The 23,705-nt window shown below is 43.3% G+C and carries 39 protein-coding genes and 1 pseudogene; 5 read left to right on the top strand and 35 right to left on the bottom strand.

The window, feature by feature from the left end:
- Positions 1-208 precede the first annotated feature (208 nt).
- The 35 genes and pseudogenes from H729_RS04950 to H729_RS04780 all read right to left on the bottom strand — a co-directional run bounded on the left by H729_RS04950 (position 209) and on the right by H729_RS04780 (position 19,103).
- Positions 209-832 (bottom strand): hypothetical protein, encoded by a 624-nt coding sequence (locus H729_RS04950; RefSeq protein ID WP_020448904.1) that lies wholly within the window; start codon positions 830-832, stop codon positions 209-211.
- Between the two features lie 256 nt (positions 833-1,088).
- Positions 1,089-1,673 carry a hypothetical protein gene (locus H729_RS04945; protein WP_020448903.1) on the bottom strand — a complete coding sequence of 195 codons (585 nt, stop codon included), beginning with the start codon at positions 1,671-1,673 and terminating at the stop codon, positions 1,089-1,091.
- A 218-nt stretch (positions 1,674-1,891) separates the two neighbouring features.
- Entirely contained in the window at positions 1,892-2,173 is a 282-nt protein-coding gene (locus H729_RS04940) for a hypothetical protein (RefSeq protein ID WP_020448902.1), read from the bottom strand.
- A complete protein-coding gene (locus tag H729_RS04935) occupies positions 2,166-2,876 on the bottom strand; it encodes a hypothetical protein (RefSeq protein ID WP_020448901.1) in 711 nt (236 codons plus the stop codon). The genes H729_RS04940 and H729_RS04935 overlap by 8 nt, the downstream gene beginning before the upstream one ends.
- 155 nt (positions 2,877-3,031) lie before the next feature.
- Positions 3,032-3,814, bottom strand: coding sequence for a hypothetical protein (locus H729_RS04930; RefSeq protein WP_020448900.1), 783 nt, complete (start codon positions 3,812-3,814; stop codon positions 3,032-3,034).
- Positions 3,811-4,122, bottom strand: a complete 312-nt coding sequence (locus tag H729_RS04925; protein ID WP_048133965.1) for a hypothetical protein — start codon at positions 4,120-4,122, stop codon at positions 3,811-3,813. The genes H729_RS04930 and H729_RS04925 overlap by 4 nt, the downstream gene beginning before the upstream one ends.
- Positions 4,122-4,628, bottom strand: a complete 507-nt coding sequence (locus H729_RS09470; protein ID WP_172618666.1) for an ASCH/PUA domain-containing protein — start codon at positions 4,626-4,628, stop codon at positions 4,122-4,124. Before H729_RS09470 ends, H729_RS04925 begins: the two co-directional genes overlap by 1 nt.
- Positions 4,629-4,673: 45 nt before the next feature.
- Positions 4,674-4,955, bottom strand: a complete 282-nt coding sequence (locus tag H729_RS04915) for a hypothetical protein (RefSeq protein WP_020448897.1) — start codon at positions 4,953-4,955, stop codon at positions 4,674-4,676.
- Positions 4,952-5,200, bottom strand: coding sequence for a hypothetical protein (locus H729_RS04910; protein ID WP_020448896.1), 249 nt, complete (start codon positions 5,198-5,200; stop codon positions 4,952-4,954). The genes H729_RS04915 and H729_RS04910 overlap by 4 nt, the downstream gene beginning before the upstream one ends.
- Positions 5,197-6,060: a DNA adenine methylase gene (locus H729_RS04905; protein WP_020448895.1), complete on the bottom strand. Its 864-nt coding sequence runs from the start codon at positions 6,058-6,060 to the stop codon at positions 5,197-5,199. The genes H729_RS04910 and H729_RS04905 overlap by 4 nt, the downstream gene beginning before the upstream one ends.
- An 85-nt stretch (positions 6,061-6,145) precedes the next feature.
- Positions 6,146-6,805, bottom strand: coding sequence for a DUF2786 domain-containing protein (locus tag H729_RS04900; RefSeq protein WP_020448894.1), 660 nt, complete (start codon positions 6,803-6,805; stop codon positions 6,146-6,148).
- The gene (locus H729_RS09975) at positions 6,802-6,972 is read right to left on the bottom strand and encodes a hypothetical protein (protein ID WP_172618634.1); all 171 of its coding nucleotides are present in this window, start codon (positions 6,970-6,972) and stop codon (positions 6,802-6,804) included. Before H729_RS09975 ends, H729_RS04900 begins: the two co-directional genes overlap by 4 nt.
- A gap of 5 nt (positions 6,973-6,977) precedes the next feature.
- Entirely contained in the window at positions 6,978-7,766 is a 789-nt protein-coding gene (locus H729_RS09465; RefSeq protein WP_020448893.1) for a DUF5662 family protein, read from the bottom strand.
- A gap of 14 nt (positions 7,767-7,780) precedes the next feature.
- Positions 7,781-8,681, bottom strand: a pseudogene (locus H729_RS10295) (DNA cytosine methyltransferase).
- 285 nt (positions 8,682-8,966) lie between these two features.
- Complete coding sequence (locus H729_RS04885; RefSeq protein ID WP_147554394.1) at positions 8,967-9,266, bottom strand: hypothetical protein; 300 nt, start codon at positions 9,264-9,266, stop codon at positions 8,967-8,969.
- Complete coding sequence (locus H729_RS04880) at positions 9,259-9,597, bottom strand: hypothetical protein (protein WP_020448889.1); 339 nt, start codon at positions 9,595-9,597, stop codon at positions 9,259-9,261. Before H729_RS04880 ends, H729_RS04885 begins: the two co-directional genes overlap by 8 nt.
- Positions 9,594-10,298 (bottom strand): hypothetical protein, encoded by a 705-nt coding sequence (locus tag H729_RS04875; RefSeq protein WP_020448888.1) that lies wholly within the window; start codon positions 10,296-10,298, stop codon positions 9,594-9,596. Before H729_RS04875 ends, H729_RS04880 begins: the two co-directional genes overlap by 4 nt.
- A complete protein-coding gene (locus tag H729_RS04870; protein ID WP_020448887.1) occupies positions 10,295-10,585 on the bottom strand; it encodes a hypothetical protein in 291 nt (96 codons plus the stop codon). The genes H729_RS04875 and H729_RS04870 overlap by 4 nt, the downstream gene beginning before the upstream one ends.
- A complete protein-coding gene (locus H729_RS04865; protein WP_020448886.1) occupies positions 10,582-10,851 on the bottom strand; it encodes a hypothetical protein in 270 nt (89 codons plus the stop codon). The genes H729_RS04870 and H729_RS04865 overlap by 4 nt, the downstream gene beginning before the upstream one ends.
- Before the next feature lie 94 nt (positions 10,852-10,945).
- Positions 10,946-11,128 carry a hypothetical protein gene (locus tag H729_RS04860; protein ID WP_020448885.1) on the bottom strand — a complete coding sequence of 61 codons (183 nt, stop codon included), beginning with the start codon at positions 11,126-11,128 and terminating at the stop codon, positions 10,946-10,948.
- Between the two features lie 153 nt (positions 11,129-11,281).
- Complete coding sequence (locus H729_RS04855) at positions 11,282-11,695, bottom strand: hypothetical protein (protein ID WP_020448884.1); 414 nt, start codon at positions 11,693-11,695, stop codon at positions 11,282-11,284.
- A gap of 4 nt (positions 11,696-11,699) precedes the next feature.
- The gene (locus tag H729_RS04850) at positions 11,700-11,903 is read right to left on the bottom strand and encodes a hypothetical protein (protein WP_020448883.1); all 204 of its coding nucleotides are present in this window, start codon (positions 11,901-11,903) and stop codon (positions 11,700-11,702) included.
- Positions 11,893-12,120, bottom strand: coding sequence for a hypothetical protein (locus tag H729_RS04845; RefSeq protein WP_048133963.1), 228 nt, complete (start codon positions 12,118-12,120; stop codon positions 11,893-11,895). The genes H729_RS04850 and H729_RS04845 overlap by 11 nt, the downstream gene beginning before the upstream one ends.
- Position 12,121: 1 nt before the next feature.
- Complete coding sequence (locus H729_RS04840; RefSeq protein ID WP_020448881.1) at positions 12,122-12,370, bottom strand: hypothetical protein; 249 nt, start codon at positions 12,368-12,370, stop codon at positions 12,122-12,124.
- A gap of 2 nt (positions 12,371-12,372) precedes the next feature.
- Positions 12,373-13,338: a hypothetical protein gene (locus tag H729_RS04835; protein WP_020448880.1), complete on the bottom strand. Its 966-nt coding sequence runs from the start codon at positions 13,336-13,338 to the stop codon at positions 12,373-12,375.
- A 240-nt stretch (positions 13,339-13,578) separates the two neighbouring features.
- Positions 13,579-13,788 carry a hypothetical protein gene (locus H729_RS04825; protein ID WP_020448878.1) on the bottom strand — a complete coding sequence of 70 codons (210 nt, stop codon included), beginning with the start codon at positions 13,786-13,788 and terminating at the stop codon, positions 13,579-13,581.
- A 34-nt stretch (positions 13,789-13,822) separates the two neighbouring features.
- Positions 13,823-14,107: a hypothetical protein gene (locus tag H729_RS04820; RefSeq protein ID WP_020448877.1), complete on the bottom strand. Its 285-nt coding sequence runs from the start codon at positions 14,105-14,107 to the stop codon at positions 13,823-13,825.
- Between the two features lie 15 nt (positions 14,108-14,122).
- Positions 14,123-14,581, bottom strand: a complete 459-nt coding sequence (locus H729_RS04815; RefSeq protein WP_048133960.1) for a hypothetical protein — start codon at positions 14,579-14,581, stop codon at positions 14,123-14,125.
- Between the two features lie 34 nt (positions 14,582-14,615).
- Positions 14,616-14,924, bottom strand: a complete 309-nt coding sequence (locus H729_RS04810; RefSeq protein WP_020448875.1) for a hypothetical protein — start codon at positions 14,922-14,924, stop codon at positions 14,616-14,618.
- 22 nt (positions 14,925-14,946) lie between these two features.
- Positions 14,947-15,396 carry a leucine-rich repeat protein gene (locus H729_RS04805; protein ID WP_020448874.1) on the bottom strand — a complete coding sequence of 150 codons (450 nt, stop codon included), beginning with the start codon at positions 15,394-15,396 and terminating at the stop codon, positions 14,947-14,949.
- Positions 15,396-15,722 carry a leucine-rich repeat protein gene (locus H729_RS04800; RefSeq protein ID WP_020448873.1) on the bottom strand — a complete coding sequence of 109 codons (327 nt, stop codon included), beginning with the start codon at positions 15,720-15,722 and terminating at the stop codon, positions 15,396-15,398. Before H729_RS04800 ends, H729_RS04805 begins: the two co-directional genes overlap by 1 nt.
- Positions 15,715-15,981, bottom strand: coding sequence for a hypothetical protein (locus tag H729_RS04795; RefSeq protein WP_020448872.1), 267 nt, complete (start codon positions 15,979-15,981; stop codon positions 15,715-15,717). Before H729_RS04795 ends, H729_RS04800 begins: the two co-directional genes overlap by 8 nt.
- Positions 15,965-18,115, bottom strand: coding sequence for a minichromosome maintenance protein MCM (locus H729_RS04790; RefSeq protein WP_020448871.1), 2,151 nt, complete (start codon positions 18,113-18,115; stop codon positions 15,965-15,967). The genes H729_RS04795 and H729_RS04790 overlap by 17 nt, the downstream gene beginning before the upstream one ends.
- Before the next feature lie 30 nt (positions 18,116-18,145).
- Positions 18,146-18,850 carry a hypothetical protein gene (locus H729_RS04785; protein WP_020448870.1) on the bottom strand — a complete coding sequence of 235 codons (705 nt, stop codon included), beginning with the start codon at positions 18,848-18,850 and terminating at the stop codon, positions 18,146-18,148.
- A gap of 64 nt (positions 18,851-18,914) precedes the next feature.
- Positions 18,915-19,103, bottom strand: coding sequence for a hypothetical protein (locus H729_RS04780; protein WP_020448869.1), 189 nt, complete (start codon positions 19,101-19,103; stop codon positions 18,915-18,917).
- A gap of 363 nt (positions 19,104-19,466) precedes the next feature.
- Here H729_RS04780 and H729_RS04770 point away from each other — a divergent pair, with 363 nt between their 5' ends.
- The 5 genes from H729_RS04770 to H729_RS04745 all read left to right on the top strand — a co-directional run bounded on the left by H729_RS04770 (position 19,467) and on the right by H729_RS04745 (position 23,701).
- Positions 19,467-19,745, top strand: a complete 279-nt coding sequence (locus tag H729_RS04770) for a hypothetical protein (RefSeq protein ID WP_048133956.1) — start codon at positions 19,467-19,469, stop codon at positions 19,743-19,745.
- Between the two features lie 497 nt (positions 19,746-20,242).
- Entirely contained in the window at positions 20,243-20,524 is a 282-nt protein-coding gene (locus H729_RS04760; protein WP_020448866.1) for a hypothetical protein, read from the top strand.
- A gap of 366 nt (positions 20,525-20,890) precedes the next feature.
- A complete protein-coding gene (locus H729_RS04755; RefSeq protein WP_020448865.1) occupies positions 20,891-21,157 on the top strand; it encodes a hypothetical protein in 267 nt (88 codons plus the stop codon).
- 600 nt (positions 21,158-21,757) lie between these two features.
- Entirely contained in the window at positions 21,758-22,024 is a 267-nt protein-coding gene (locus H729_RS04750) for a winged helix-turn-helix domain-containing protein (RefSeq protein WP_020448864.1), read from the top strand.
- Between the two features lie 1,446 nt (positions 22,025-23,470).
- A complete protein-coding gene (locus tag H729_RS04745) occupies positions 23,471-23,701 on the top strand; it encodes a hypothetical protein (protein ID WP_020448863.1) in 231 nt (76 codons plus the stop codon).
- Positions 23,702-23,705: the final 4 nt, after the last annotated feature.

Raw genomic sequence — 23,705 nt, 5'->3', positions numbered from 1 at the left:
AAGCCACAAAACTATGATTTGGTGAAAGATAGTGTCGCAGCTTAAGCAGTTGTATAATGCATTCATGCATAATATGTTTCGCCCCTGTGCACAGCGAATTTGATCCTCATGAGATCTATGGAACGTTCTTTTGGAGAAGTATTCTATATATTTTCAATGTAAAGCACAGCTTAACGAAACATCGTCAATAGGTATACTCCTATACTGCTCAATGAGTCTGTGGTATGCATCTAAGCATCGTTCGATGAAATTCTGCATCTGCTAGTAGCTTATCTATCTCAGCAATTCTTGCGTTTAGCCGTTCTTTCTCAGCTAGCAGTGAGTCAGCATTGATTTCTGTCCCTTCTAAGTCTACGATGATATTTTTGATGGGCTGATATGATTCATAAAGTATTTTTGGTACATTTTTGAGAGAGATCTCTGCACCAGCCGGAACCACGGAACACCAGTTCTTCATACTTCCCCCACTTTTTGGATAGCCTTTTATATAATTCACACCGGATCCGCAGGTTGCTCCGCTGTCTCTGCCGTACGCATGGCTCAGACATCGCCCGAAAAGAGTAACATCACCATGACATTCCGCGAATTCTTCTTCAAATCTAAGTCTGATTGAGACTGTTTCAGCCGGGCCGCCAGTGTCATCATGTCCGTATACCTCTTTCATAATATCTCTGACAGCATCAACACAGTCACTTGGTACGCTCCAGCATTTAAGAGACGCATTCCATTTAGCCCCGCCGATTCCCCGTTTTATTTTAAAAACGAAATCCTTGTTGTACGGCGTATAGCTATCTGCCATATCCTCTTTGATTATTATGTTGAGTTTCTCCATGATTTCACTTTCCTTTTTTCTACGAGGTTATCATTCTCGCAACAATGCCTAAAACACGAGACTATTATTTAACGCTTTCTAATAATCGGCTAATATCGACTCTCTAACTGTTGATTATTGCAAGATTATCGGTGTGTGAGTCAAAATAAAAAGATATTTATCCCTCGATCATGCTTTTGATTTTGCAGATGCCTTATCAACATCTGTCGGGCATGTCCCGTCCCACTGCCGGAAATTCACTTTCGCCGGTGGTGGGTCAAAAGATGTTTTGTTTTATTCGAAACTCGGCGAGATCTCCGGCTTGCAGACCAAGCTTTTCCAGATCCTGTTTAGATAGTCTTATCTCACTTGATGTGCGGCCCTGCACATCAGTAATCCTTTTAGTCAAGATTACAGGCTCCTGCACATCATTTCTAGTTATATCGATATAATCACCGATTTTCAGATTCATTTGATTAAGATCACTCTTTGACAGGACGATTGCCCAGTTTTTGCCGTAATGCCCGTGTGAGATGATCCGTTTCTTCAACACGATCTCCTCAACACTGAGGTTCTTGGCAGCCTCTATCAATTCAGAAAAATCTGTTTCAAAAAGTTCAAGGTGGCCTGAATCCATAATCGCTTCGGCTGCATCTAAGGCCGTAATCACACGCCCGTACGCATCACCTTCTTCAGACATGATTAAAACATAATTGCAGGATAGTTTTGTGATTCCCAGGTGTACTTCAGGATTACCGGCGTTGAAGCTCTGAGATTCCTCATCCCAGATATCTAAATTATATACTGGGTCAACTTCTCCGACCACTTGATTCTGATCATCATATATTGTTACCTTGGCCATTCTAAAATGAGAACGCACTTGGGGAATATATACTTTTAAGCTAGATAATGTTAAAATATGTAAATTATACATAAAAAATCCACAACATGTGTTTCATCAGTCCTTCTGGAATGCAATGTATAAGGCAGAGCGGCTTTGGCACATCAAAATCTGGTGAAGAGTATTGATGCCCAAGCCATCCATACCTGCTGTGCAGTCAGCTGATGTTTTTCGTTCGATTACGCCAGCAGCTCGTCATTTGCTACGAAAAACCTGTCTAGTGTACGCTGCAGATCCTCTTGAGACAAGACTTCATCCTGGTAGTTCAGCGCTGCCGCCAGCAGTCTGTCAAGTTCTTTCGGCCGTTCGGCCATCAAGAGCCGCAGAAGAGCAACCGCTTCTTCAACAACCTCATACTGCTTGAGATTGTTGTTGAAAGCAATCGCCCTGATCTGCCATTCACATTTTTCGCTGAGAATGAATGTCTTGGGTACTTTAGTCTCCTTGGTCTTTTTATACATCTGCAATCCCTTCAAAAAATACGGTCGGTATGTCATCCAGACCTGAATTGGGCACAATCTTTTTTATGACAGGTCTGGGTTCTGCACTTTCTTCTTCACATTCTTCAGAAACACAGTCATCGTCTGTTAATTCGTCATCTAACTGCTGTTTTTCCTCTATCAGCTCATCCAAAACAGATCTTTCGATAAGTTCCCATCCCTGAGACCGCAGGTCAGCCAGCATCATCTGGAATTTCTCTTCGTTTTTCAGGCGCTCACGCTCTTCGATCTGTACTTTAGTCATGCGGTGCTTGGATCTTTCAACAAAGGGGGCAAGCACTCTGCAGACTACAGATGTTTTAATGCTGTTCCAGTTACGGTCAATGTCATCTAAAGTGAGATCTTCTTCGGTATTGTACGGCGAAGCAGTCTCCAGGATCCAATCCATATCATATGTGGATATTCTGTCGAGAGTCTCAAGGATATTGGAATCAGATTCATATATCCAAAAAAAGTGAGACCAGTATATGTCGGGATAGGCCGTGTCCACAACATCCGCGGCTGCCTCTTCAGCATATTTCATGGCAATTGACGCCGCAGATATCAGATATGATCTGACATTCTTGTTTTTGTCTTTTGCTGTAAGCTGGACATACTTCAGTTTAACATCAGTTTTAGCGTCTCTGGCAGGCAGGGCCGGCAGAGGTCTGAGTTTAATCATCATTATCAATCCTGTTAATTAATTAATATTCTAATAATCATTTATTGTCTATTTATCTTGCATTATATGTAGTTTTGGAATTCAAAGACACGGAAGGCCTTTGATGGGCGCTGCACCGCCCTATTTCTGCCAGTGCAGCAGGCAGATCCGCATCATCCTCAGGCATATGCGGTGCCCTCGCTGAGTTTCTTCCAATTGGTTTCGAACCATGAATTAAAATCATCCACGGAGATCCGCTTGGTGCCTCCGCATGCTTCACATTCGGCCTGCTGCCTTTTCGCCAGGTCATAACAGTAAGGGCAGCGGTACATAGGCATCGGGCGTTCCTCGTCCCAGACTATGTTCGGCTGATCAATGTCAAAAAATGCGCTGTCGATCGGCTTGCTTGCATAAGGCCACTCAGACTTTTCGAATACCACTTTGCCGCATTCAATTCTTACTTTGTTAGTCTTGCAGTATACGCCTTTGGACTCCCGCAGAATCAGTTTTGACAGTTTCTGCTCAGTCATTATCTTTCGGATTTTTTTATGCAGATCTGCAAGACCGTAGCCTCCGATAACTGCATAACGATCAGCAGAGCTGAATGCACGCACAATCAGAAGATCTTGATTGTATTTTTCTTCAAGAGATCTGTACAGTTTATTCTTTTTGTATCGGGTCGTTTCCTGATGACCCAGTTCTTCTGACATCTGGGCTATGAGCACGGATGCATCTTTCCACTCCGATTCTCTGAAATCATGTATCTGTGATGCGAGCTGCAGACATTTGCTGATAGCAGTACTGAGTGCACCGCAGTCGTGATTTGAAGTGAATTTGTTAATCTCTGCAGAGATTGTATCTGCCTGCCGCATCCAGAAGTCCAATCGGTTGCTGAATGACAGCAGTTCGCTTTGCGTCATCGTTGGTAATTTTTTATCTGCATAATGTTCAGCATCAGTCATTGCTCTGCCTCCTCAAACATGTCTTCAAAATCAGAGCAGTTCCAGTCATCCACAGGGGCATTGTTGAACTCACAACGCAAAGTCTCCAGGCCACGCACTGTGCCGGATATGATGTGAATGCAGTCGCTGCAAGAGTATGATTCTGAATCATCTTCGAACGATCTGCAGACATTTGTTTTGTATGCAGTGAGATATTCATCTGCATTCAGAAGGTCGCATCCGAACACAGTCCTGCCTATGCAGTCATCAACGCCGTATATCCGTTCACGGGTTGTGTGTTTGCAGTGTCTGCACAGTCTCACAGGCATCATCTATCACCTGATCTGAAAAAATGATCAATGCCCTTTTTGGTTATGATCCAGCAGTCGTGTGATGATCTTATGTAATTCAGCTTCTCAAGGGAGTAAAGAGCACTTATCAGATCATACATGCTGTATTGCTCATGCCTTATGCGGGTTATCAGGCTTATAGTCAACACAACCCTGCCGTTCTGATATGCAGACAGGAGGAGTCTGGCTATACAGAGTTCAATAGATTCGGACATTACAGACTCGCCTGGATCTTGATTGTCCGGCATGTCACTCTGATTCTCTTCGATATCCAGAATGGCGTATTCAGAATTCAGACACGGAACATTCTTCGGCACATGACGGATGCGTCTGGCCGCTTCCCTGCCTGTGAATCCTTCAGTGTCTGGATCCCACTCTTTCAAAACTAAGAGATCATTTACCTGGTAATCCCCATTGTCATTTATCTGTTCAAAATTCTTAATTCCCGTTATGGCCTGTTCAAAATCCTGCAATAATATTTTCAATTTATGAATTATATGTGTATGGTTAAAATCATCTGATTTGATCATTTATAATCCCTCTAAAAAATCTAATTTAGTCTGATTGTCTGGCAGCGCCCTGCATTTCCGCAGATGCATCGTTCCCTTTGCGGTTATTTTATAGACTGTTTTTTCTGAAACCGTTACAAATTCCATCAGACTCAGGTGCGACAGCACTGAGCCCAGGCCTCCTTCTGAAATGTTCTTAGATCCAGCATAATCCAAGAGGTCTGTGTAGGAGCAGCAGCCTGGGTGATTGTTGATGACTAAAAGAACATCTTTTACCAGTCTGTCGAAGTAGGTTTCAGTCATCTTGACGCACCTACATTGACTTCCGCATAGCCTCCAGGCCTGCGGATCGGGGTATCGGCTACTCTGCGGTACAGCTTACGCACTGTCATTTCCGTCTTTGTGTTGAAAAGGAAAATGCAGAACGTGTCTCCTGCAGATATATCGCAGTAAGGGTCATAGCAGACTATCGTGTCAATTTCTCCGCGCTCCAGCTTGAGAAATAGAGCCTCTGGCAGCTTGCGGTAATGAACAAGAGGATAGCTCATTGACACGCACCTCCTTCAATCCCGTCAAGATTTAGCTGCTTAACCTGGGGCATGATGCTAATTTTCTCAAACGTTTCTGGATTATAGTTAGTCCAGAGAACCTCTGTCCTTTCACTGTGATTCTCATTGTAACGGTTCGGCTTGTCCTCCGTGCAGTACCAGCCTGAGTAAAGCTCCTCATAGAGTCTGCTCTTGTAGCCCGAAATGGCAGCATAACCCTCAATAGATCTGAGAGCAGAGGCAATGAGGCGGTGGTATGTGCTGTCAGGCTCTACTTTGTAGCATCTGTCCTGAACCCTTGCACTGTGATCATACGGAGGATCGCAGTAAAAAAGGGTATCCGGGGTATCGTACCTTTTGATAATGTCCAGAGCATCGAGGTTTTCGATCTGTATCCTGAGTATGCGTTCTGAAACGGCCTCCAGCCTTCCCAGGTACCTGCGGTACCTTGAGATTCTTTCAGGCACCCCGTTTACAGAATTGTTGTTGGTTGTATTGAATGCTCCCCTGGAATATCTGGCACCGTATGATACCGAGGCTCTGAGAAAGAACATTCTAGCTCTTTCAAGATCGCTTTCTTTCTCCATATCCCTGGCCAGATTGTACTCTTCCCTGGAAAACGGAGTGAGCTCCAGCATTCTGAGCAGTTTGTCAGGCTGCTCTCTCAGGACTCTGAAAAAGTTCACCACGTTTGAATCGATATCGTTGTAGGTCTCGACCTCGGATGGTGTTCTTGCCAGCATGACGGCCATTGAACCGCCGAAAGGCTCACAGTAGCATTTTGTCTGAGGGAGCAGGGGCAGCAGGAATCTGAGATGCTTCGTCTTCGCTCCATAATATGGGAAAGGCGGCAGGGTCATACAGAAGCCTCCTTTGGTCTGATGACCAACCTCCTTCCCAGCAGATGTGCTGGATTTTGCAGCATCACACACGGGATCTGATATATCACGCTGATCCCTCCTCTGCTTTACAGATCTTCTTGGTCAGATGATTCTTTCCATCCAGCACTCCAAGGCTGTATGATGTGGCACAGTATGCCCTGGTGCGTTCGTTAGGCTCCTCCTTCAGAAACTTGACGGTGGATTTTACATACTCTGTGACTTCTTTAGGAATGATGGCCACCAGAGCTGTTTCTTCACATTCGTCTTGATGATCATAGGCCTTTTTCAAACCATTAATGAAGCCGAGTGCATATGACATCTCATGTGCTGGCTTTCTGTAGATTATGTTAGTGTGGACAGCATAGACAGCATACTCAAACGCCCTAATGCACAAATCAAGATCATCGGGAAAACCGATCATCTCCACAAACCGTGTCTGTTTGTTGTACTCGTGTGTATAGCAGCTGCTGCAGCAGTGCTTTTCAGCGATCAGGTTTGCAAGAGCACCTATCCATGCATCACGCCTTCTTGAATAGGTTATGCTTGTAAGCCTTTTCTCCACCTCCAAACTGGACGGTGTCTTTGTGAGATCGGCATCTGACAGCTTGTATGATGCCATGAGCTTTCTGGCCATCAGAAGGGCAGTCTGTGCCTCATGCTCATTCGGAGAGTCTGAAAGGGCAAGGCACTTCTGAATCTTCTCTTTCGCTTCCTGAAGATTCATTGATACATCACCCTGGCATCACTGCTGAAGTGCATCTGCTTCTCAGGCTGCAGCGGATCGGAGATGCTGAAACCTACGTCATCCCCTAGTGCTTTATGATACGCTGACAGTTTCATTAATGCCAGATTGGGAATTTTCGAGTCAGCATCGATCAGCAGAACATTCATGCAGATCACTCCTGTTCAACAAGTGACAGATGCTTTTTCAGCTTCCATCCGTATGCTGAAGTGAAATAATAGCCGCCTCTTTTGCCAAACGCTCCGATATCCACTAAAGTATCTATCGACTCTTCGATTCCTTCTGAGTATTTCTGAGAGTCGCCCCTCAGCTCTGCAGCTGATTCCTGCAGCTCAGCGCGAGTCATCATCCGAATGCCTGGGATATTGAGAACAAATAGGTCTAATTCGCTGAGGTACTCAGCATCAAGCAGCAGAGTCTGGCTCACTTCCTGCACATTATTGTCTGTCTTACAGATCTCACTGTCGTTTCTGTTCATGCCACAGTCTTTTGAGCAGATATCCAAAAGGTCGGCAGTATTCTGAAAGATGGAGCAGAGGTCGTCTGAGAAGCCGAATCTTTTCTGATTCTGAACTATGCTCTTTCTGATGTCCCCGTTTTTAGTCCTCTGACATGCAGCAGACCAGTCGATGAACATCTCGCAGATGTCTACCAGATTCATGCCGGATATGCCGCTCTCAAAATGTTCCGGATGATGACGGTTGCACTGATAGTGATGTTTCAATGCATCCTCTAAGCTCTTCAGCGATGCATTGTAGTCTTCCGAGCTGTATTCGATTTTACTGAGATCCACTGCCCTGCGGAAAGCATCTGCTTCAGGCTCTTCAAGCTTAGATGCATCGTGTAATAAGAGCCTCCTTTGCAGCTGGGTAATAATGCTAATTCCTATATTATTTACTAATTTAATATGTTCAAGTGTTTCATAGTTTTCACTGTCATCCATGTAAATGTCTCCTATTAATTTGAAATTATTATTGATGAAAGTTTATCAGCGATGGCGGCAATAACCGGAACAGTCACCGAGTTGCCAGCCTGTTTGTATAGCTGAGTATCGGAGTTTACTTTTTCAGCTCTCTCGAATGCCCAGTCTGGGAAACCCTGCAGCCTCCAATACTCCCTCGGAGTAAGGCAGCGCACTCTGCCGCCGTTCAGTATTTTCACCGTCCGGCCTCCGCCCCCCGGGATCACAAGAGTAGGCGAGAGACCGTTGGAAGAGAACACACGACCAGATGATTCGTAGGTTCTGTCAATTATTCCAACCTGTATCAGTCTCGTGCCGATATTCTTCATTGGAACAGCCTCAGTCTTGCACGGGATTTCTCCGAGAGGGAATACTTGTCCGCTGCATTTTCCTCTAAGATATCCAACAATGTACACACGTTCTCTGTTTTGGGGCACTCCGAAATCCTTGCTGTTAAGCACCTGCCATTCCGCATCATACCCCAGATCATCCAGCGTAGTGAGGATTGTTTTAAACGCCCCCCCCCCCGTGACTGAGCAGACCTTTAACGTTCTCAAGGAACAGAAGAGGCGGTCTGATGCTCTGCGCAAGTCTGGCGATTTCAAAGAAAAGAGTTCCGCGAGTATCTTCAAATCCAGATCTTCTTCCTGCAATTGAGAAAGTCTGGCACGGAAATCCTCCGCAGAAACAGTCGATCCTGCCGATGGCTCTGAGCTCGCCAGCAGAAACACATCTAATATCTGCTGCACTCCACTCGCCTTCTGTGTCGTAGACTGCTTCATAGCTGCGGCGGGCATACTTATCTATCTCCACATAACCGGCGCATCTGTGGCCTGCCTGTTCCATGCCCATCCTGAAACCGCCGATTCCGGCGAAGAGATCTATAAAACGGAGCATTTATTATCCCTCCTTCTTTATCAAAACGACTTTTCCAGTCTAAAACGCAGCAATATGATGGATCTGCTTCGAACAATTCACAGATATTCATTCTGTAGGCGGTGAAAAATTGATTTGCATTCAGAATGTCACATCTAAGCAGAGTCCTGCTTATGCCGTCAACACATGCATTTTCACGGGTTATGTGCTTACAGTGTCTGCATAACATCATACGCATCAGTCATCACCTGACCTGAAAGATGACTGACGCGGGTATTGAACAAATTGTCTTTCCGCAAGACACATTCAGTCACCGTCCTCGTTGAGTATATCTTCTGACATTTCGAAGTGCCCCCGCTCCATGTGTTCATCTTGCAGATCTATGCCGATATTGTCAATATTTCTGCTTCTACCGTCACTTGTATGGAATTCCAGCCTGCCGCATCCAGAGTCCCAATTGATTGATGAAAAACCGTCTCTGATTGCACGGAATACCAAATCATATGCTTCATCGATAGTCAGCTCATCTTCAGACTCAAATTCTACGCGATAATCACGAGTCAAATGTATGGTTATGTCTGTCGAATAATAATGCATTTCAATCATCTCCATCATCCAGTCTGAAAAAGTGGCCGATACCTTTCTGCGTGATGCTCCAGAGGCCGCCCTCTTCTCTGATCCATTTTTCTTTCAGCATGTGATCTACTGCGCTGAGCAGGTCATGCGGATCGTGAGAGTTTGCTATCAGGTGGCTGCGCAGAGCTTCATAGTCTAGTGCTCCCGGCCAATCCATCATGCAGCGGGCAAGACAGCGCTCTGCAGCTTCACATTCTAACTTGCTTGTAACTTGCTGAGGACTTGCTGGAAAAGCAGAATTTTCAGCAGCCAGATCTAACTTGCCTGTAACTTGCTGAGGATTGGAAACACCTGTCTTCATTCCAGCCTGCCTCCTGGTATGGGGACAATATACGCCAGATAGGAATAGCCGCAGTTGGTCCACTCAAATCTGACTGGATAGTTTGTTCCAAAGGAGATTTTAACCTCGCCTGACATTACTCCAGCAAGCCTAAACAAAAATCTATGGTATATGATGCTTGAATGCTTTCCGCCGGTAAAGATGCCGTTCAGATGGAAATTGTATTTCTTATCGCTGTTTGACATGATGATGCCTCCCAAGGGGTCGGTATGAAAACGAATGCAGCTGCTGTCAGGAACATAATTATTGCAGGTCATCATAAAACGGCGCAGATCTGCCTGGCTGATACTGGCTTCTACTGGAGTTTTATCCGCGATACTGGAAAGTACAGGAATCTTTCTGCCGACTGGTGCGTTGGATAACCCTAATAAATACGATTCTTTTTCGTTATATATTTCAAAATTATCCTTGCTGAGCCTGGTGTAATAAACGGCATCTTCATCCAAGTCCAGATATGAAAGCTGAGACAAATTGATTCTTAAATCCGTGTCACACGCCGGCAATCGGAAGAGAGTGCTGCCATCGATACGTTTAGCCTCGATGAGAACTGTATCGTCATAAGTTGTAAGAATGTCTTTCATGATGTTGATATATTCATCAAAGGCATGCAGTGTTCTAGCCAGTATAATTAATTCTTTACCTTTAATACTATTTTCTGTCATTGTCCTTCCTCCTGAAGTTTTATAAATTGAGTATAGCATACTCCGCAGAACTGGACAGCTTCTCCGCAGTCACTGATCTTGTATCTCTGTATAGCACTGCCGCAGAACGGGCAGTATGACCGTGTCTTGGAGATATAGGGAAAGGGGGATCCTCCCAACTCTATTCTGATGCTGTTGCAGTCTTTACATTCCGTTATCATTTCCTGGCCATTGTGAGAGTATGTGCAATATTCACCACATCCTGGGCAGTGAACATCTCCATGGTGCTGGTTCTCGATCTCACTCACTGAGATACCCCCGGTCCGTAGTATTCTGACTGCAGTCTCTCTTTCAAAAAACAACAGTATGCGCCATACCTGCCTTCAGGTACCGCTTCTACCTTTGATATCACATATACTGCCACATCATCCGGCAGCATGAATGTGATCAGATCGCCGCTCGTAGGTATCACATCTTTTGACGGAGCTTTTTTATGTTTATAGAAATAAATGCATAAGTCGTGTTTTACTCTTTTAAATTCAGATTCATCGGTGTGATATATCCATTCTGCCATATCCGTCACTCCATATCCAAGCCAGTTGCATTTTTAAAAAATGCAGAATATTCCCTCAGCTTCGCCGCTGAATATGCCGGTGCAGGTTCGGTAATCATTCCTTTTCACCGCCTTTGGTTTTGCGCGTCCTTTCAGCAAGCTCTTCTGATGCCTCAGAATCATCTCCCACAAACACTGTTTTATCCCAAATTCTGAGATTTATCAGTTGATCGTCAGTGAGCAGTAAGCCGCTACGGCCTTCGTGCGTCTCTGCATCTGTTTTAAGATCATTTCTCATCAATTTCATCACCACATATCAGTAGGCTGCCTTTCAGACTTGATGCGGGGTGTATCTGCAGAGCCTGTGCTGTTCCATAATATATTTTCAAATGTCATTTTAATCACTTTTTTTGTATAGCCAGAGTTTCAAATATTTTCAGAGATCAGGGAATTATCTTTTATCCGGATAGACTCCAGTCGCTCCGTCTTGATCATCTGCAGAATCTGTATTATCCAAGCGTGTTGAGGTTTCATTGAATTCATCTTTAATCTCAATCGATTCGTCCATTTTCAATCGCTCATTGTATTTTCTTTGCAGCGGGCAGAATACTTGCGGATCGTGTTCCGACTCTCTAAATACATTTGAGTGATAGCACATTGTGTACGGTATAGGCACACCATCCCAGTCACGGCATGGCTCACCGATTTTCTTGAATTCAGTATAAATTTTTATTCCGCACCAAAACAATTCATCTTTCTTGTTATCACAAAAGGGGCAATTTATATACGATGTGACTTTAAAATCCCTCGTATAATCGCCGTCATGAGTGGATACAGTAACTATTTTTTCTTTGAAGTCATACATGATATCACTCGCCTTCTAATTCGCCTTTATCAACGTCAATACTTTCCCAATTATCGTAGTCCTCATCTACGAGGCTCTCCAAAGGATCTCGCTTAACTACTTTAAAAGCGGCATCCGCCAGCTCTGAGCGAGTTAATTTCCTATAATAATCTAATTCGACTTCATGCCATTCCCTTTTTATAACTTCAATCGTTACTTCATAGTGCATTTTTAGCGTCCTCCTCTTCTTTTAACTCGCCTTCCTCGACTTCAAGGGTGTCCTCATCGTAATCATTATAAAATTTTTGTAAACACCAGCCGCCATCACGTTCAACACTCTCAAAAGCCCTTTTTGCCAGCTCAGACCCAGTTAATTTTTCATCTGAATCTATTTCTATATAGTGCAATTCCGTGACATCTACATTCACGTATACGCCATAGTGCATTTTAATCCCTCCAGCCATCGTCACAATCTTCTTCGGTCAACGTGAATTCTTCAGTTAGTAAGTCGCCTTCGTAAATCTCGATCATTTCCCAGTAGTCCCTACAATCCGCTTCTATACGATCGCTCTTTCCTTCTCTGACAGCCTGAAAAGCTCTGTATGCTAAATCTTCATATGTTAATTTCTCATCTGAATCTAATTTCACGCTATGCGACTCCACCACTTCCACATCAATCACTACTTCATAGTGCATTTTTAATCCTCTTCCTTTTCTTTTAGTTCTCTTAAGGTCTTTACAAGATTGTAAGTGTCAAACACCAACACCTTCTGGTGAGCTGTTGAATCCATACGCTCATTATTATCATTAATTATTTTATTTATCTGATTCAATGTTTCCAGACAGTCCTTATATGCGTTGCGTGCAAAATCATTGAATGCCTTAAGATTTACAATCTCATCTTGGGCTTGTTCAAGTTCGCACTTCAATCCATCCCTTGACTCCCTTGCAAGATTGCGAACATCCTCGACTAACTGTAATCTGCGGTGTTGATTAGCCATTGCAGTCTTGTTATCAGTATCGGGAACGCCGTTGACTATCCCATTTATCTCGTTCAATACATCGATGGCCTGATTGTAAAGTTCATTGGTCTGTCTGTGTTTGTATCGAAACGATTCTAGCTGCTTTTCGGTCCTCTTTAACTCTGATGCTAAAGCGTCAATCTCCTGCCTTTGGGCGTGTAAGTCGTCTATCGACTTGGCGTATTTACTTTTAATTTCTTGCGCATAATATTCTGGAATATCTGGATCGGTGAGATCAAAGTATTCGACCAGGTCATCAAACGCCTTCGCCGCTTGGTTAATGTGAAATTCGATCTCTACCTTATCCTCTTGCAATTCTTTAATCATGCGAATAGCCTTATCTGCAATCGTTTGAGGACAGTCGGAATAGACAATACCCAGGTACTTTTGCAGAATTTCAATAGCGTTTTCACATGCTCTCAGTCTATCCTGGTCTCTAGCAGTGTAAGTTACCACATCTTCTGGAGAGCTACAATCATCTATGTCCATTACCAAACGCAAATTTTTAAACGCATCAGCACATCGAGCGTTATATCTTCTGGTTATGAGATCTTCCTCGGCGGCTGTTCTTTCCCTTGAGTTGTACTCATTCAATCCAACGGATGCCATTTCAATTAATTCCGCAATTTCATCTAATTCCATTTTACTCGTCCTCCTTTTCTGCTGCCGCCAACTTAAAGTTATATAGTATTTCTTCTAAATTCGTGTCAAATTGCTGCAAATCATTAAAATTCAGCAGCAATGGATATCTATCGATGACTTTGTCATCAACCCTGATTCTTAATTCAACTGTTTTTTGTAGACTGCGATGTCTGCAAAAATCAAATTCCACTTTCCCAAAATTAAAGCAGTAATGAGGTTCTACATATCGTGGCAAGCGGATCATTCCCCCTCATTAGGTTTGTAGTTCATGCGCTCCCAGAACTCAGCTAGGTGTAATTGTGTGATTGAATACGCCAGTAAAATCGTCAACTCCTCTATATCTTCATCTTTCGATAAGAGATCTGTCAACTCGTCCACAGCGTCTCTCACGCCATTCATGCGTTCAAACACCTTTCTGCGGGCGTCTTGGGCCTCATCAGTGATATTCATCAGTTCACCTCTCATTTGGCTTGAATTGCTCAAATTATGCTGTCAGAATATCTCCAAGCTCATCCGGTTCACACCCTGCCCAATTTCTGCTGGAATCATCCTCAAACATATAGACCAGAGAGCCGATGTTTTTTGATGATTTCCGATAGTTCTCTTCCAATGCCCTGCTGCGTTCATACAGCCCTTTGACATCTTTTAGATCCATGGTGCGCGGTTCAGGGATGTGCATGATCAGTGTTTCCAGTTTCTCTGCCAGATCATTATATTCTTCTGCAAGTATCTCTATGTCCATCATCCAGTTAGCTATTGATTTACTCATCTTGTCACCTCTGTTTTATCTCTCCACACCTACACTCCCGCATACTTCATTCACAGTCTGCATCGAGTAAATGTGCTCATCCAATCCAAGTTCTTGTTTAAATTCTGTTAAACAACTAATCAGCGCGTCAAGATCTTCAACAGCAACATTCAGATCATTACCGCAGAAATGAACTGCAAATGTGTCATCACCCACGCGGTGCTCTACATGCAGATCAGATCTGGAGCGTACTTTGGTAAATACTGCATTTCTATAAATCACCAGATCCGACGGCCTGAATCCAAAATCAAGATTCAGAGTGTTCAGGACATATTTCGAACTCTTCAGTACTGCAGTAAGTGATTTGTACATTTCTTTATACTGCTTTATGTCAAGCGGTTCTCTGCATGCAGATGCCAGCATATCATCTACTTCATTGAGATAATGCAGGGCAATGCGGCAGCTTGTTTGAGCTTCGTTAAATCCGTCATACATATTCATCACTCTCTTCGTCTTTCTTCAAGAAAATTCATAATGCAGCATCTCCAGCCGCTTCACACTCATCGCCTCTCTGCTCATGCCGGCATTCCGAACAGATGCCGCCGTTGATTTCAAACTCATCTGGACTGATATTCATACGACCGCACATCGGACATAGAGACCAAGAACCGGAATACTCTGTTTCCGCTCCGCAGCCCCCGCATCTGCTCCAGATTCTTCCATCGCCGTCAGCATCCTGGGTTCTGAACAGCTCTAAATCGCCGCAGAACGGACACCGTTCAACAGAGACCACCCTGTTGCTTTCAGCCTCATATATTTCCCAAATAATGTCGTTCATTTTAATTCTCCTTTCAAATAAATCATGCTTCTGCTTTATCGTAATCAAACAGGGAGCACTGCCCCCTCTCGCGGATTTCATAACTCTGTGCCTCTCGCAGGATGTTCCGCCCTTTTTTCATGACCTTATACACGCTGGGGCAGTTGTGGCAGAGCGGACCGTAATTTTCCGGCTCTCCCATGATGTAGATCTCCTTCAGTGCCGGACAGTCGTAGAAAACATCATTGTCCAGGTAGATGACTGATGCCGGCAGTGTGACATGTTCTAACTTCGTCAGTCCCCAGAATGCCCCGCAGTTGATTTTTTTCAGGGTGTCCGGTAAAAACACCCTGATCAGTGTGTCTCTGGAAGCATCAAAGCAGTTGGTATCCAAGACCTCCACTCCCTCAGGCACATGATAGAACTGGGAGTTTGGAGGAGCTCTTTTCAGCCATCTGCCGTTATGCGACAGTACCGGAGGATGCTTTACCATCACTCCACCTCCTGTATCCTGTTGACTCCGTCAGCAGTCATCAGATAGCAGACTGGAGAACCGGTGAAGGCGCCGTCTTCTATTTTGGGCAGCACCAGTGTGCTGAGGTACACAAAATACAGGGACGGGCAGTCGGCAAATGCCCCGCTTCCTATGCGCCTGATGCTGGCCGGCAGTGTAACGCTGCGCAGCTTATCCAGGCTGCGGAAGGCATTGCTGCCGATTACCTCAAAGCCGTCCGGCACCACAACATTCTGCCATGATCCGACATACTGAGTAAGCACGGTTCCGTCAAAGATATACGGTCCGTCTTTTGCTTCACTCATCTGATTCCCCCGTTGGATTTAATACGTAACAGGAATCTTTCCAGACAACAGTGTTATAAAGGGACAATTCGGCAAGCATCATCGGTGATGCATAGCCTCTGAGTTTTGTATTGTGAGGATACTGTTTGTAATATCCGTATCTGGCTGCATTTCTCTTCAGCTTGTGGTTAAGTTGGGCAGCTCCCCCTTTCAGGGGAGGGGACAGGCCGTTGAGAGTGTTGCCTGCTGCCCTTTGTTCAGAATTATCTGAGCCGTTCATAAATTCCGCCTCCTAAATGTCTAATTTCTCTTAGTTTGCACATACTTGCTAAGATGTTTGAGATGCTTTCAGCAGGTATGCCGTGTTCGAGACCGTTTTCTAAAACATCATCGTCTGAAAAAGTGCGTGACTCGAAATTATGAATTATTTCAGAAACAACTGCTAAAGTATTCCGTTTTTGTTTGGTGATGCCGGTCGCTATATGATCTATATCCAGAGTGCCGCTCTGGCCGGCTATTTTCTGCAGATAGTACTCAATCAGGCTGATGGCCCTCTGTGCATCTTCCTCTGTTGCGATATTTGAGAGTCTTGCTCTTGCAGAGGCCTCAGCAAGCCTGATATATGCCTCAAGCTGCCTGGCAGTAATCGGAACCGAGGAATTGTTTCCATAGCCCTGCTGCCTGATCTTCATATATGCGTCCTGTATCAGGTCTGCCGCCTTATCAGTCAAAACAGGAAAGATGTTTTTCGCGTAAGCAATATATTTCCTCATGATCTGTCTGTCATAGACTGGTTTCAGGGTTTCTGTGTCATTGAGGATCTTTTGCAGATCTACACCCTCCAGATCATTACGCTGCTGTCTTGCTGAGCCTCTCCTGTGTGTGCTGATTATGTGTGTGGATGTGCTGCGGTCCCTGGCCTCATCCGGTTTATCAATGATTACAAAGATAAGATCAAATCTGGACAGGAGCGCAGGGGGCATGTCGATCTGCTCAGAAAACGGGATAGTGTCTTCAAAGCGGCCAAATTTCGGATTTGCCGCCCCCAGGACGCTGGCTCTTGAGTTCAGCTGAGCAGTGATTCCGGCCTTGGCAATGGATATGGTCTGGCTTTCCATGGCTTCGTGCATTGATGAACGGTCTTCATCACGCATTTTGTCCATCTCATCAATGCAGGCATTTCCTTGATCTGCCAGTACCAATGCTCCGGCTTCGAGAGTCCATCTCCCTTCTCCAAAATCATCCTTGACTGCCGTTGCGCACAGGCCGGCTGAGGTAGATGATTTTCCAGATGCATATATTCCCCGTGGAGACATTTTTGCGATATACCGGAGCATCTGTGACTTAGCTACCCCTGGATCACCGATCAGTAAAATATGAATGTCCCCTCTCACTCTCGACCCGTCATCAAGAGTCTTGGGAACTCCGCCGAAGAGCTGCAGAACCAGTGCCAGCTTCTCCACGTCATATCCGCATATCGTTGTAGACACTGACGCTACCAGATCCTTGTAGAGCGTTGGAGACTGTGAGATCGTTTTGATCTCTGCGATGTCATCATCAGTTATCTCGATCTCTTCGTAGACATCCTGCTGCGTCTCGACTGATAGAACATCCAGGTACAAGTCGCACTGCGGAGTCATCGCCTGGCTCTTATGCTCTGCTCTTAAGATGCCGTTAAGAGTCACTCTGTCTCCTGCAGTAACGCTGCCTACCGCATCATCATCAAGATATGCAATGATGGATGCAGGCTGCGCTCCGGATCTGACCGAATCCGGTGCCTCCTGTATCTCGATTTTCTGATTGTCTAAGAAAGCAGTTTCCTTATACAGCAGTTTAAAATTTTTAGCTCCTGCCTTTCCGCATCCGTCTTCGCTCCGCGGACACTCTGTCGGTTCAGTGTACTTTCTTGCATCGTCCTGTATAATATGAATTTTATTTCCGCAGATGCGGCACTGATATACAGACTCAGTGATGTATGGTTTGACTGCCGTGGATTTCCGGATTATGCCCTCTACAGAGATCAAGTCTCCAAGATGGCACGTTCTGATGTGGCTGATCGGAATCTTGACATCATTCGGAAGAGAGGTGATCCGCACATGCAGCTCATCCTTTAAGCCGCCGAATGTGAGAGGGTATGTTTTCTTGATTATACGGCTTGCCGCATCAAGCGCCCTGTCCGGATCTTCGAGAACAGCTGATGCCAGATCTGGATCAAACTTGTCAAGATCTGAAAAATCAACATAGACTGATCTGATGTTTGGGAATCCGGCTACGATCTCAGACAGCTCTGAAGTGTAAGCAAGAGTGAGAAAAGACTCCCACTTTGACTCAAGACTGGCGTCTTCCTGAGTATAATATCTGACAGAACTGTTCTTCTCCTGCAGTTCGGTGATGTCGGATTCCAGAGCTGTCACTCAGCTGCCTCCGAGACTGGGAAAGGCCGGTCAGATTCTGTCATCGACCGCTTCCTCCTTTTCTTTCTGTCGTCTGTGCACCTCATATGCTTCTTCAACAGACCAGCCAGACTGCGATATCAGCCTCGTGCCTCTGTCGGTTGCTGTCCAGGCAATGAATTCATCCTTCTTTGCGACCCAGTTATTGCGTATGAATTGTCTGGAGATCTCTTTTCTGGCGGATACAAGGATGGCCGCAGCATCTTCCGTTGAAACGCTGGTCTTCGGCGGAATTCTTGTAATCTGATCTCTGACAAACCTGTACGCAGCATCTGAGGACTCAAACCCGCAGGCCGCGATGATCTGAGTATTTCCTTTTGCCCATGCTGAGAACAGGTCCCATCCGTCAGAGGTGAACCAGTCTGGAGAAGCTTTTGCTCTTTCCAGGAATCGTATCCTCTGCTCAGCTCTTGACTGCTCCAGGCGGCTTGATAATTCCAGCCTGTTTTGAAGATCGCTGATCTCGCTGGTTATCTGGCTCAACTCGGACTGCTGCTTCTCTTCAAGCGTCTTTTTCTGGCCTAAAAGCTGGTCCAGTCTGAGCCTTATACCCTCGCTGCCAGTATTCTTGATGAGAATCGGAAGTATCGCAGTGCAGACCATTTCTGAAAAATTATGATCCTGTTTGTAAATCTCAACAAGCTTGTATACGTGTTCTGGAGCAGCGAATGTAACATTTTTGACTTTACGTCCCACGATCATCACAACCCAGATGTGATACTAGATCTGAAAACCGCAACAGTTGTCTTTACACAGGCCGTCATGCTGCAGTCTCCTGTGGATTGCTGATGATCATTATCTGTGAATCAATCATCAGTATCTCTGAAATGAGTCCAGAAATCGCTGACTTATCAGGATTGATTGCAGATAAAATTTCATTGATCTTTCGCACTTTTGTCTGTCGTCTGAGTACGAGACTCAGGATATTGGGGTTGGTTTTTGCTTCCATCGGTTATCTCTCCGTTAGTTTTACAGCGCTTTCGCTGAATCATTGTTAAAGGCGGTCCGTACTGGTGTGGAAATCGATGGCAAACATACCAGTAAGGACCATGCAGGGTGTTTCTGCCATCGATTAAGGGGTTTGCGTCCAGAGCTTTCGCTGGATATACAAGGGGTTTTTTGGGTTAGAAGAAAGGCATTTTTACCTTGGTTTTGCCGTGCAGCGTTTTCAGACTCCGATGCTGCTTTAATTATATTTTGTAATTGCATAATGTAATCTAAAGTATATAATATTTTGTAATTACATATTGCAATTATGTGATGTAAATACAAGTTGATACTTATATACTGCATTTCAATATCCAATACTGCAATGATCATACCAGACAGTGTGTTGGATGAACGTGGTGCTGTAGGGATCTTAATCCGTCTTTTTGAGTCGGATTCATCGCCATATATTACAGATTTTGACACGATCATTCCAAATCCACAATCTAGAACAAGAGTAATAGAACGGATGGCAGACGATATGCTGGTCACATTGACTTCAGATCCGTTGCGTCCGGTGAGACGTACAGTCTCTTTAACAGAAAAGGGAAAACGTGTAGCAGAGCATCTTAGACTGGCTAAGGCTGAGTTAGAGTCTGACTGACTTTCTGCATTTCTTACTATTTCCATCGATTTCATCTCCTTGATTTTTTTACATAGCTTTCGCTGAATCAGTGTTAAGGGCGGCCCTGCCCGCTAGAAACCGATGGAAGAACTGCGGGCAGAGAGCCATAGGTTAGTGTTTCTCTCCCATCGGAAAATATTTTGGGATGCCGCGGCTGTCAGGGCATAGAGAGATGCACTTTTGTACAGCCGCGTAAATGGTTTGTCCAGCGCTTGCGCTGGATGAATGTGTTTTCTGTGGTCAAACAATCGGGCAGTCTCAGCTGATGGTGTTTTGCTCTGGTACCAATTAAGCCAGTCCTGCCATGGGTCAGACTTATCTTTGCAGCGTTTTCAGACTCCGGTGCTGCATTTTTTACATTTTGTGAACGCATGATGCGTATACATTTATTTAATAATATGTATTCGTATATTGCGAACGCATAAAGAAAATATACATCAAGAATCAAATATCGCACTTGATTATTGATCCTACGAATGTTATCGCAAATAGGATCCGTGCTTAATGAACGAAGCGCTGTCGATATTCTGATATTTCTATTAGAAGAGGAGAAAACTCCGTATATCGCAGATCTTGAGCCCATTTTACCAGGGGATAGGGCACGGTTAAGAGTCTTATCTAGAATGGAAGGAGCAGGATTAATAGTTTTGAAACAAGATCCCATAAGACCAGTACGCAGAACTGTATGCATAACAGAAAAGGGAAAACGTGTAGCAGAATTCCTCAAACTAGCTAAGGCTGAGTTAGAGTCTGAGTGACTTTCTGTATGTCTTGCTTTTTCCATCGTTTCGTTCTCCTTGTTTTGTTCAGCGCTTTCGCTGATTCGAAGCAGTTTGTAGGAAACCCTAGGGGCCAGCTTTCATATCCAAAAAGCCGGCGCCCAATCGGGTTATGTCTCAGATTTAAGGTCGATGCACCCATTGGAGTCTAAAATTATTGAGTGCATCGGTTAAGCAGTGTCAGACTCCTTGAAATTGTTTGGAGGAGTTGAATGGCCCCTTGTTTGATTTTGAGGCATTTCGTTCTAGATTCTAGAACAATAAAGATGTATTTATATGTTCTGTGTTCTAGAACAAATAACACAAATATATACAACGGTTAACTGTTCTAGAACTTAGAATTTCATGAATGAGCTGGACATCGAAAAGATATTTGGAGAACCAATTGTAGTTCTTTATCATTTATATGATCATAAAGAAAAAGAGATCCACAAAAGAGATCTCAAATATGAAGTTTTAAGCAACTATAACCGGTTAATGAATATATTGGATACGCTTAAAACAGAAGAACTGATTGATATCCATGATGATGGAAAAAGGCATATTGTGTCTATAACTCCAAAAGGATGTAAATTAGTGGAAAAGCTTAGGGAAATATCACATTCACTATAACAATTTAAATTTGAAATGATGCTGCAAATATGTTTTATAAACACGAATTGTCGTAGATCTCTAAGCATTTTGTGAATATCATATTGTACATATAGATGGGATTTACATTTCAAACGGTGAACAGCTCGATTCTCTTTGTGAAAATAGACCTATCTAAATCATCGATCGTCTAGGATCCAGGAAAAACGCTACAATAATCACAATCACATCTGAAGGGGAAGAATACATTCGCCTTATCGCTGAAGCTCAGAGGCTTATTGATTATGTAGGAAACCCTAGGGGCCAGCTTTCATATCCAAAAAGCCGGCGCCCAATCGGGTTATGTCTCAGATTTAAGGTCGATGCACCCATTGGAGTCTAAAATTATTGAGTGCATCGGTTAAGCAGTGTCAGACTCCTTGAAAGGGTTTAAACCGTCTAACAATTTGATCGATGTAGTTTTCACTGAGGCATATGATGAGCCCTTGTAGTAAATCCGAGAATTAATATTCTCGATTACTAACTCAACAACAGATACATGGTATAAATAATTATTCTTGATTAGTGAATTGAGAACCATATCTTATATTTGATAGTTGATTTATGAATTAAGAATTGAAAATGCCTGACTCAAGTCTATCTGAACTCTTTGGACCAACCGTCGATGTGTTAAACTATGTCTACGATCATCGAAATGAAGAGATATTGAAAACAAGAATTCAGAATGATGTTTTATCGACATATGTACGGTTGATGGAGATTTTAGACACTCTCGAATCAAAAGAACTGATAAAGATCAAGAAAGTCTATAAAAAACACATAGTTTCGATCACACAAAAGGGCATTAAGGTAGTGGAAAAGCTTAGAGAAGTATCATCTTTACTTTAAAGCCCTAATTTTTGACATTTTTAAGCCATTTTACGGCATGTTTGTTTTAACACGTACGTTTTCATGCTTGATGGAGAAACTCGCAATTAAACCGGATTTATGAGATTTTAACGGGATCCCGCGCTGCAGAACATATTCTTTAGTGATCAAATCGCAGTGCGGATCCTGCCTTGATGCATCGGATCGAAATTGTATATAGAATATTGTTATAAGATCAAAAATACATACTGAAGCAAAGCTTTTTATATGATGAATCTCCGAAAGTGTCTATAGAGAGAGCGGATGTTAATAACAATTTTAATTGTTATTGTTATTGTAATTTATACGATACACTTTCTATATCTTCCCTCTTAGAGTATTTAAAACTTTGCGTTTTTTACAAGTATTTATCATACTAATCCTTATTATCTCTTGTTTTATCTTGCCATTTTGTAAAAAAATAATATTTAACGGCGTTGAATGTTATTAGATAACATTTTTTAAATGAAATAACACCGGATAACATTTAGTTTGTAGAATGTTATACTATACGATATTATTAATTTATTAAAGTAATTAGCTAAAAAAGACCTGATCCAGAAAAAACAAAAGAAAGCTAAAGCTATGATAAAAGAAAGTCCGACATCATGCCGGCAACGAAGGGACTCTATGACCGCGAACGGCCTGCATTTCTCCGCTTTGAGAAAATACAGACTGCATTATGAAGTAAGAATTATTTAAAAGGATAAGAATTGCATGAGATTCCGTTTGAAGTTTGAAGAAAATATACGAACTTATCAGACCAGACAAGAACAAGATCATTCGGTTGGCACCGAAATACAATATAACTTATTTGAATAGTTCAGAGGTAGAATATATTAAGATGGAGTTTCTGATCATCCGAATTACCTATTTGATCTGGGTATGATCAATAGAGACTTGATAATCCTCGATGGACTGATGACCAGAGTATCTCCAGATCTCTTTTTCATCGCTAATGAAACAGAATGATATATGATTCATAGCATGGAGCTCTTCAATTATTCTACATTGCTTAGTTTTTGAGTGTTGATTTTGACATTATTTTAAACTTGCATCATCAGAAGGCTCAATTCTGCAAAAGTATTCATAACTCTTTAAAAAAATATTCTATGTTCTGTAGAATGATAACTATATATGGTAGTTAAGCACTTTATGCTTCTCAAGCATCTATTGCGTGACTGATTACAATAGCCTGTTTTGATGACAATCTTTAGAGATTCATTCATTTTTCTGTAAAAAAATTTAAATACTTGTTGTTGTATTAAAGATCGTCTCTTTGGGATTAAATGAATAGAGACGTTATACATCTTCTAACTCTGTTGACTGGCATAGTTGCTATGCAGCATACATGAATAAATAGAAGGTGTTATCAAATACACATGGTAGCTTGATCGCCGCCTCATAGAAATTGAGGTATCAAATGGCTTGATCGCCACCCTAGGTGTAGGCGTTGATACAATGATGACTTACCAGCAAAAGCATGTATTGAAAAAATACAGACAAGGACGCATCATCGATAAAGGAGATGAAGATGCGGTTGAGTATCTAACATCCGTAGGGTTAATGAGATGTGGATACAACGACAATAAAAAAAGGGCCACTGCAAAAACAACACCACTTGGAAGAGACAGCGTCTCATTCAGATTATTTTGGTGAGCGA

Source organism: Candidatus Methanomassiliicoccus intestinalis Issoire-Mx1 (assembly GCF_000404225.1).
GTDB lineage: Archaea > Thermoplasmatota > Thermoplasmata > Methanomassiliicoccales > Methanomassiliicoccaceae > Methanomassiliicoccus_A > Methanomassiliicoccus_A intestinalis.
Note: the sequence above shows the minus strand (reverse complement) of the source record. Positions and strands in the feature narration are given on the sequence as shown.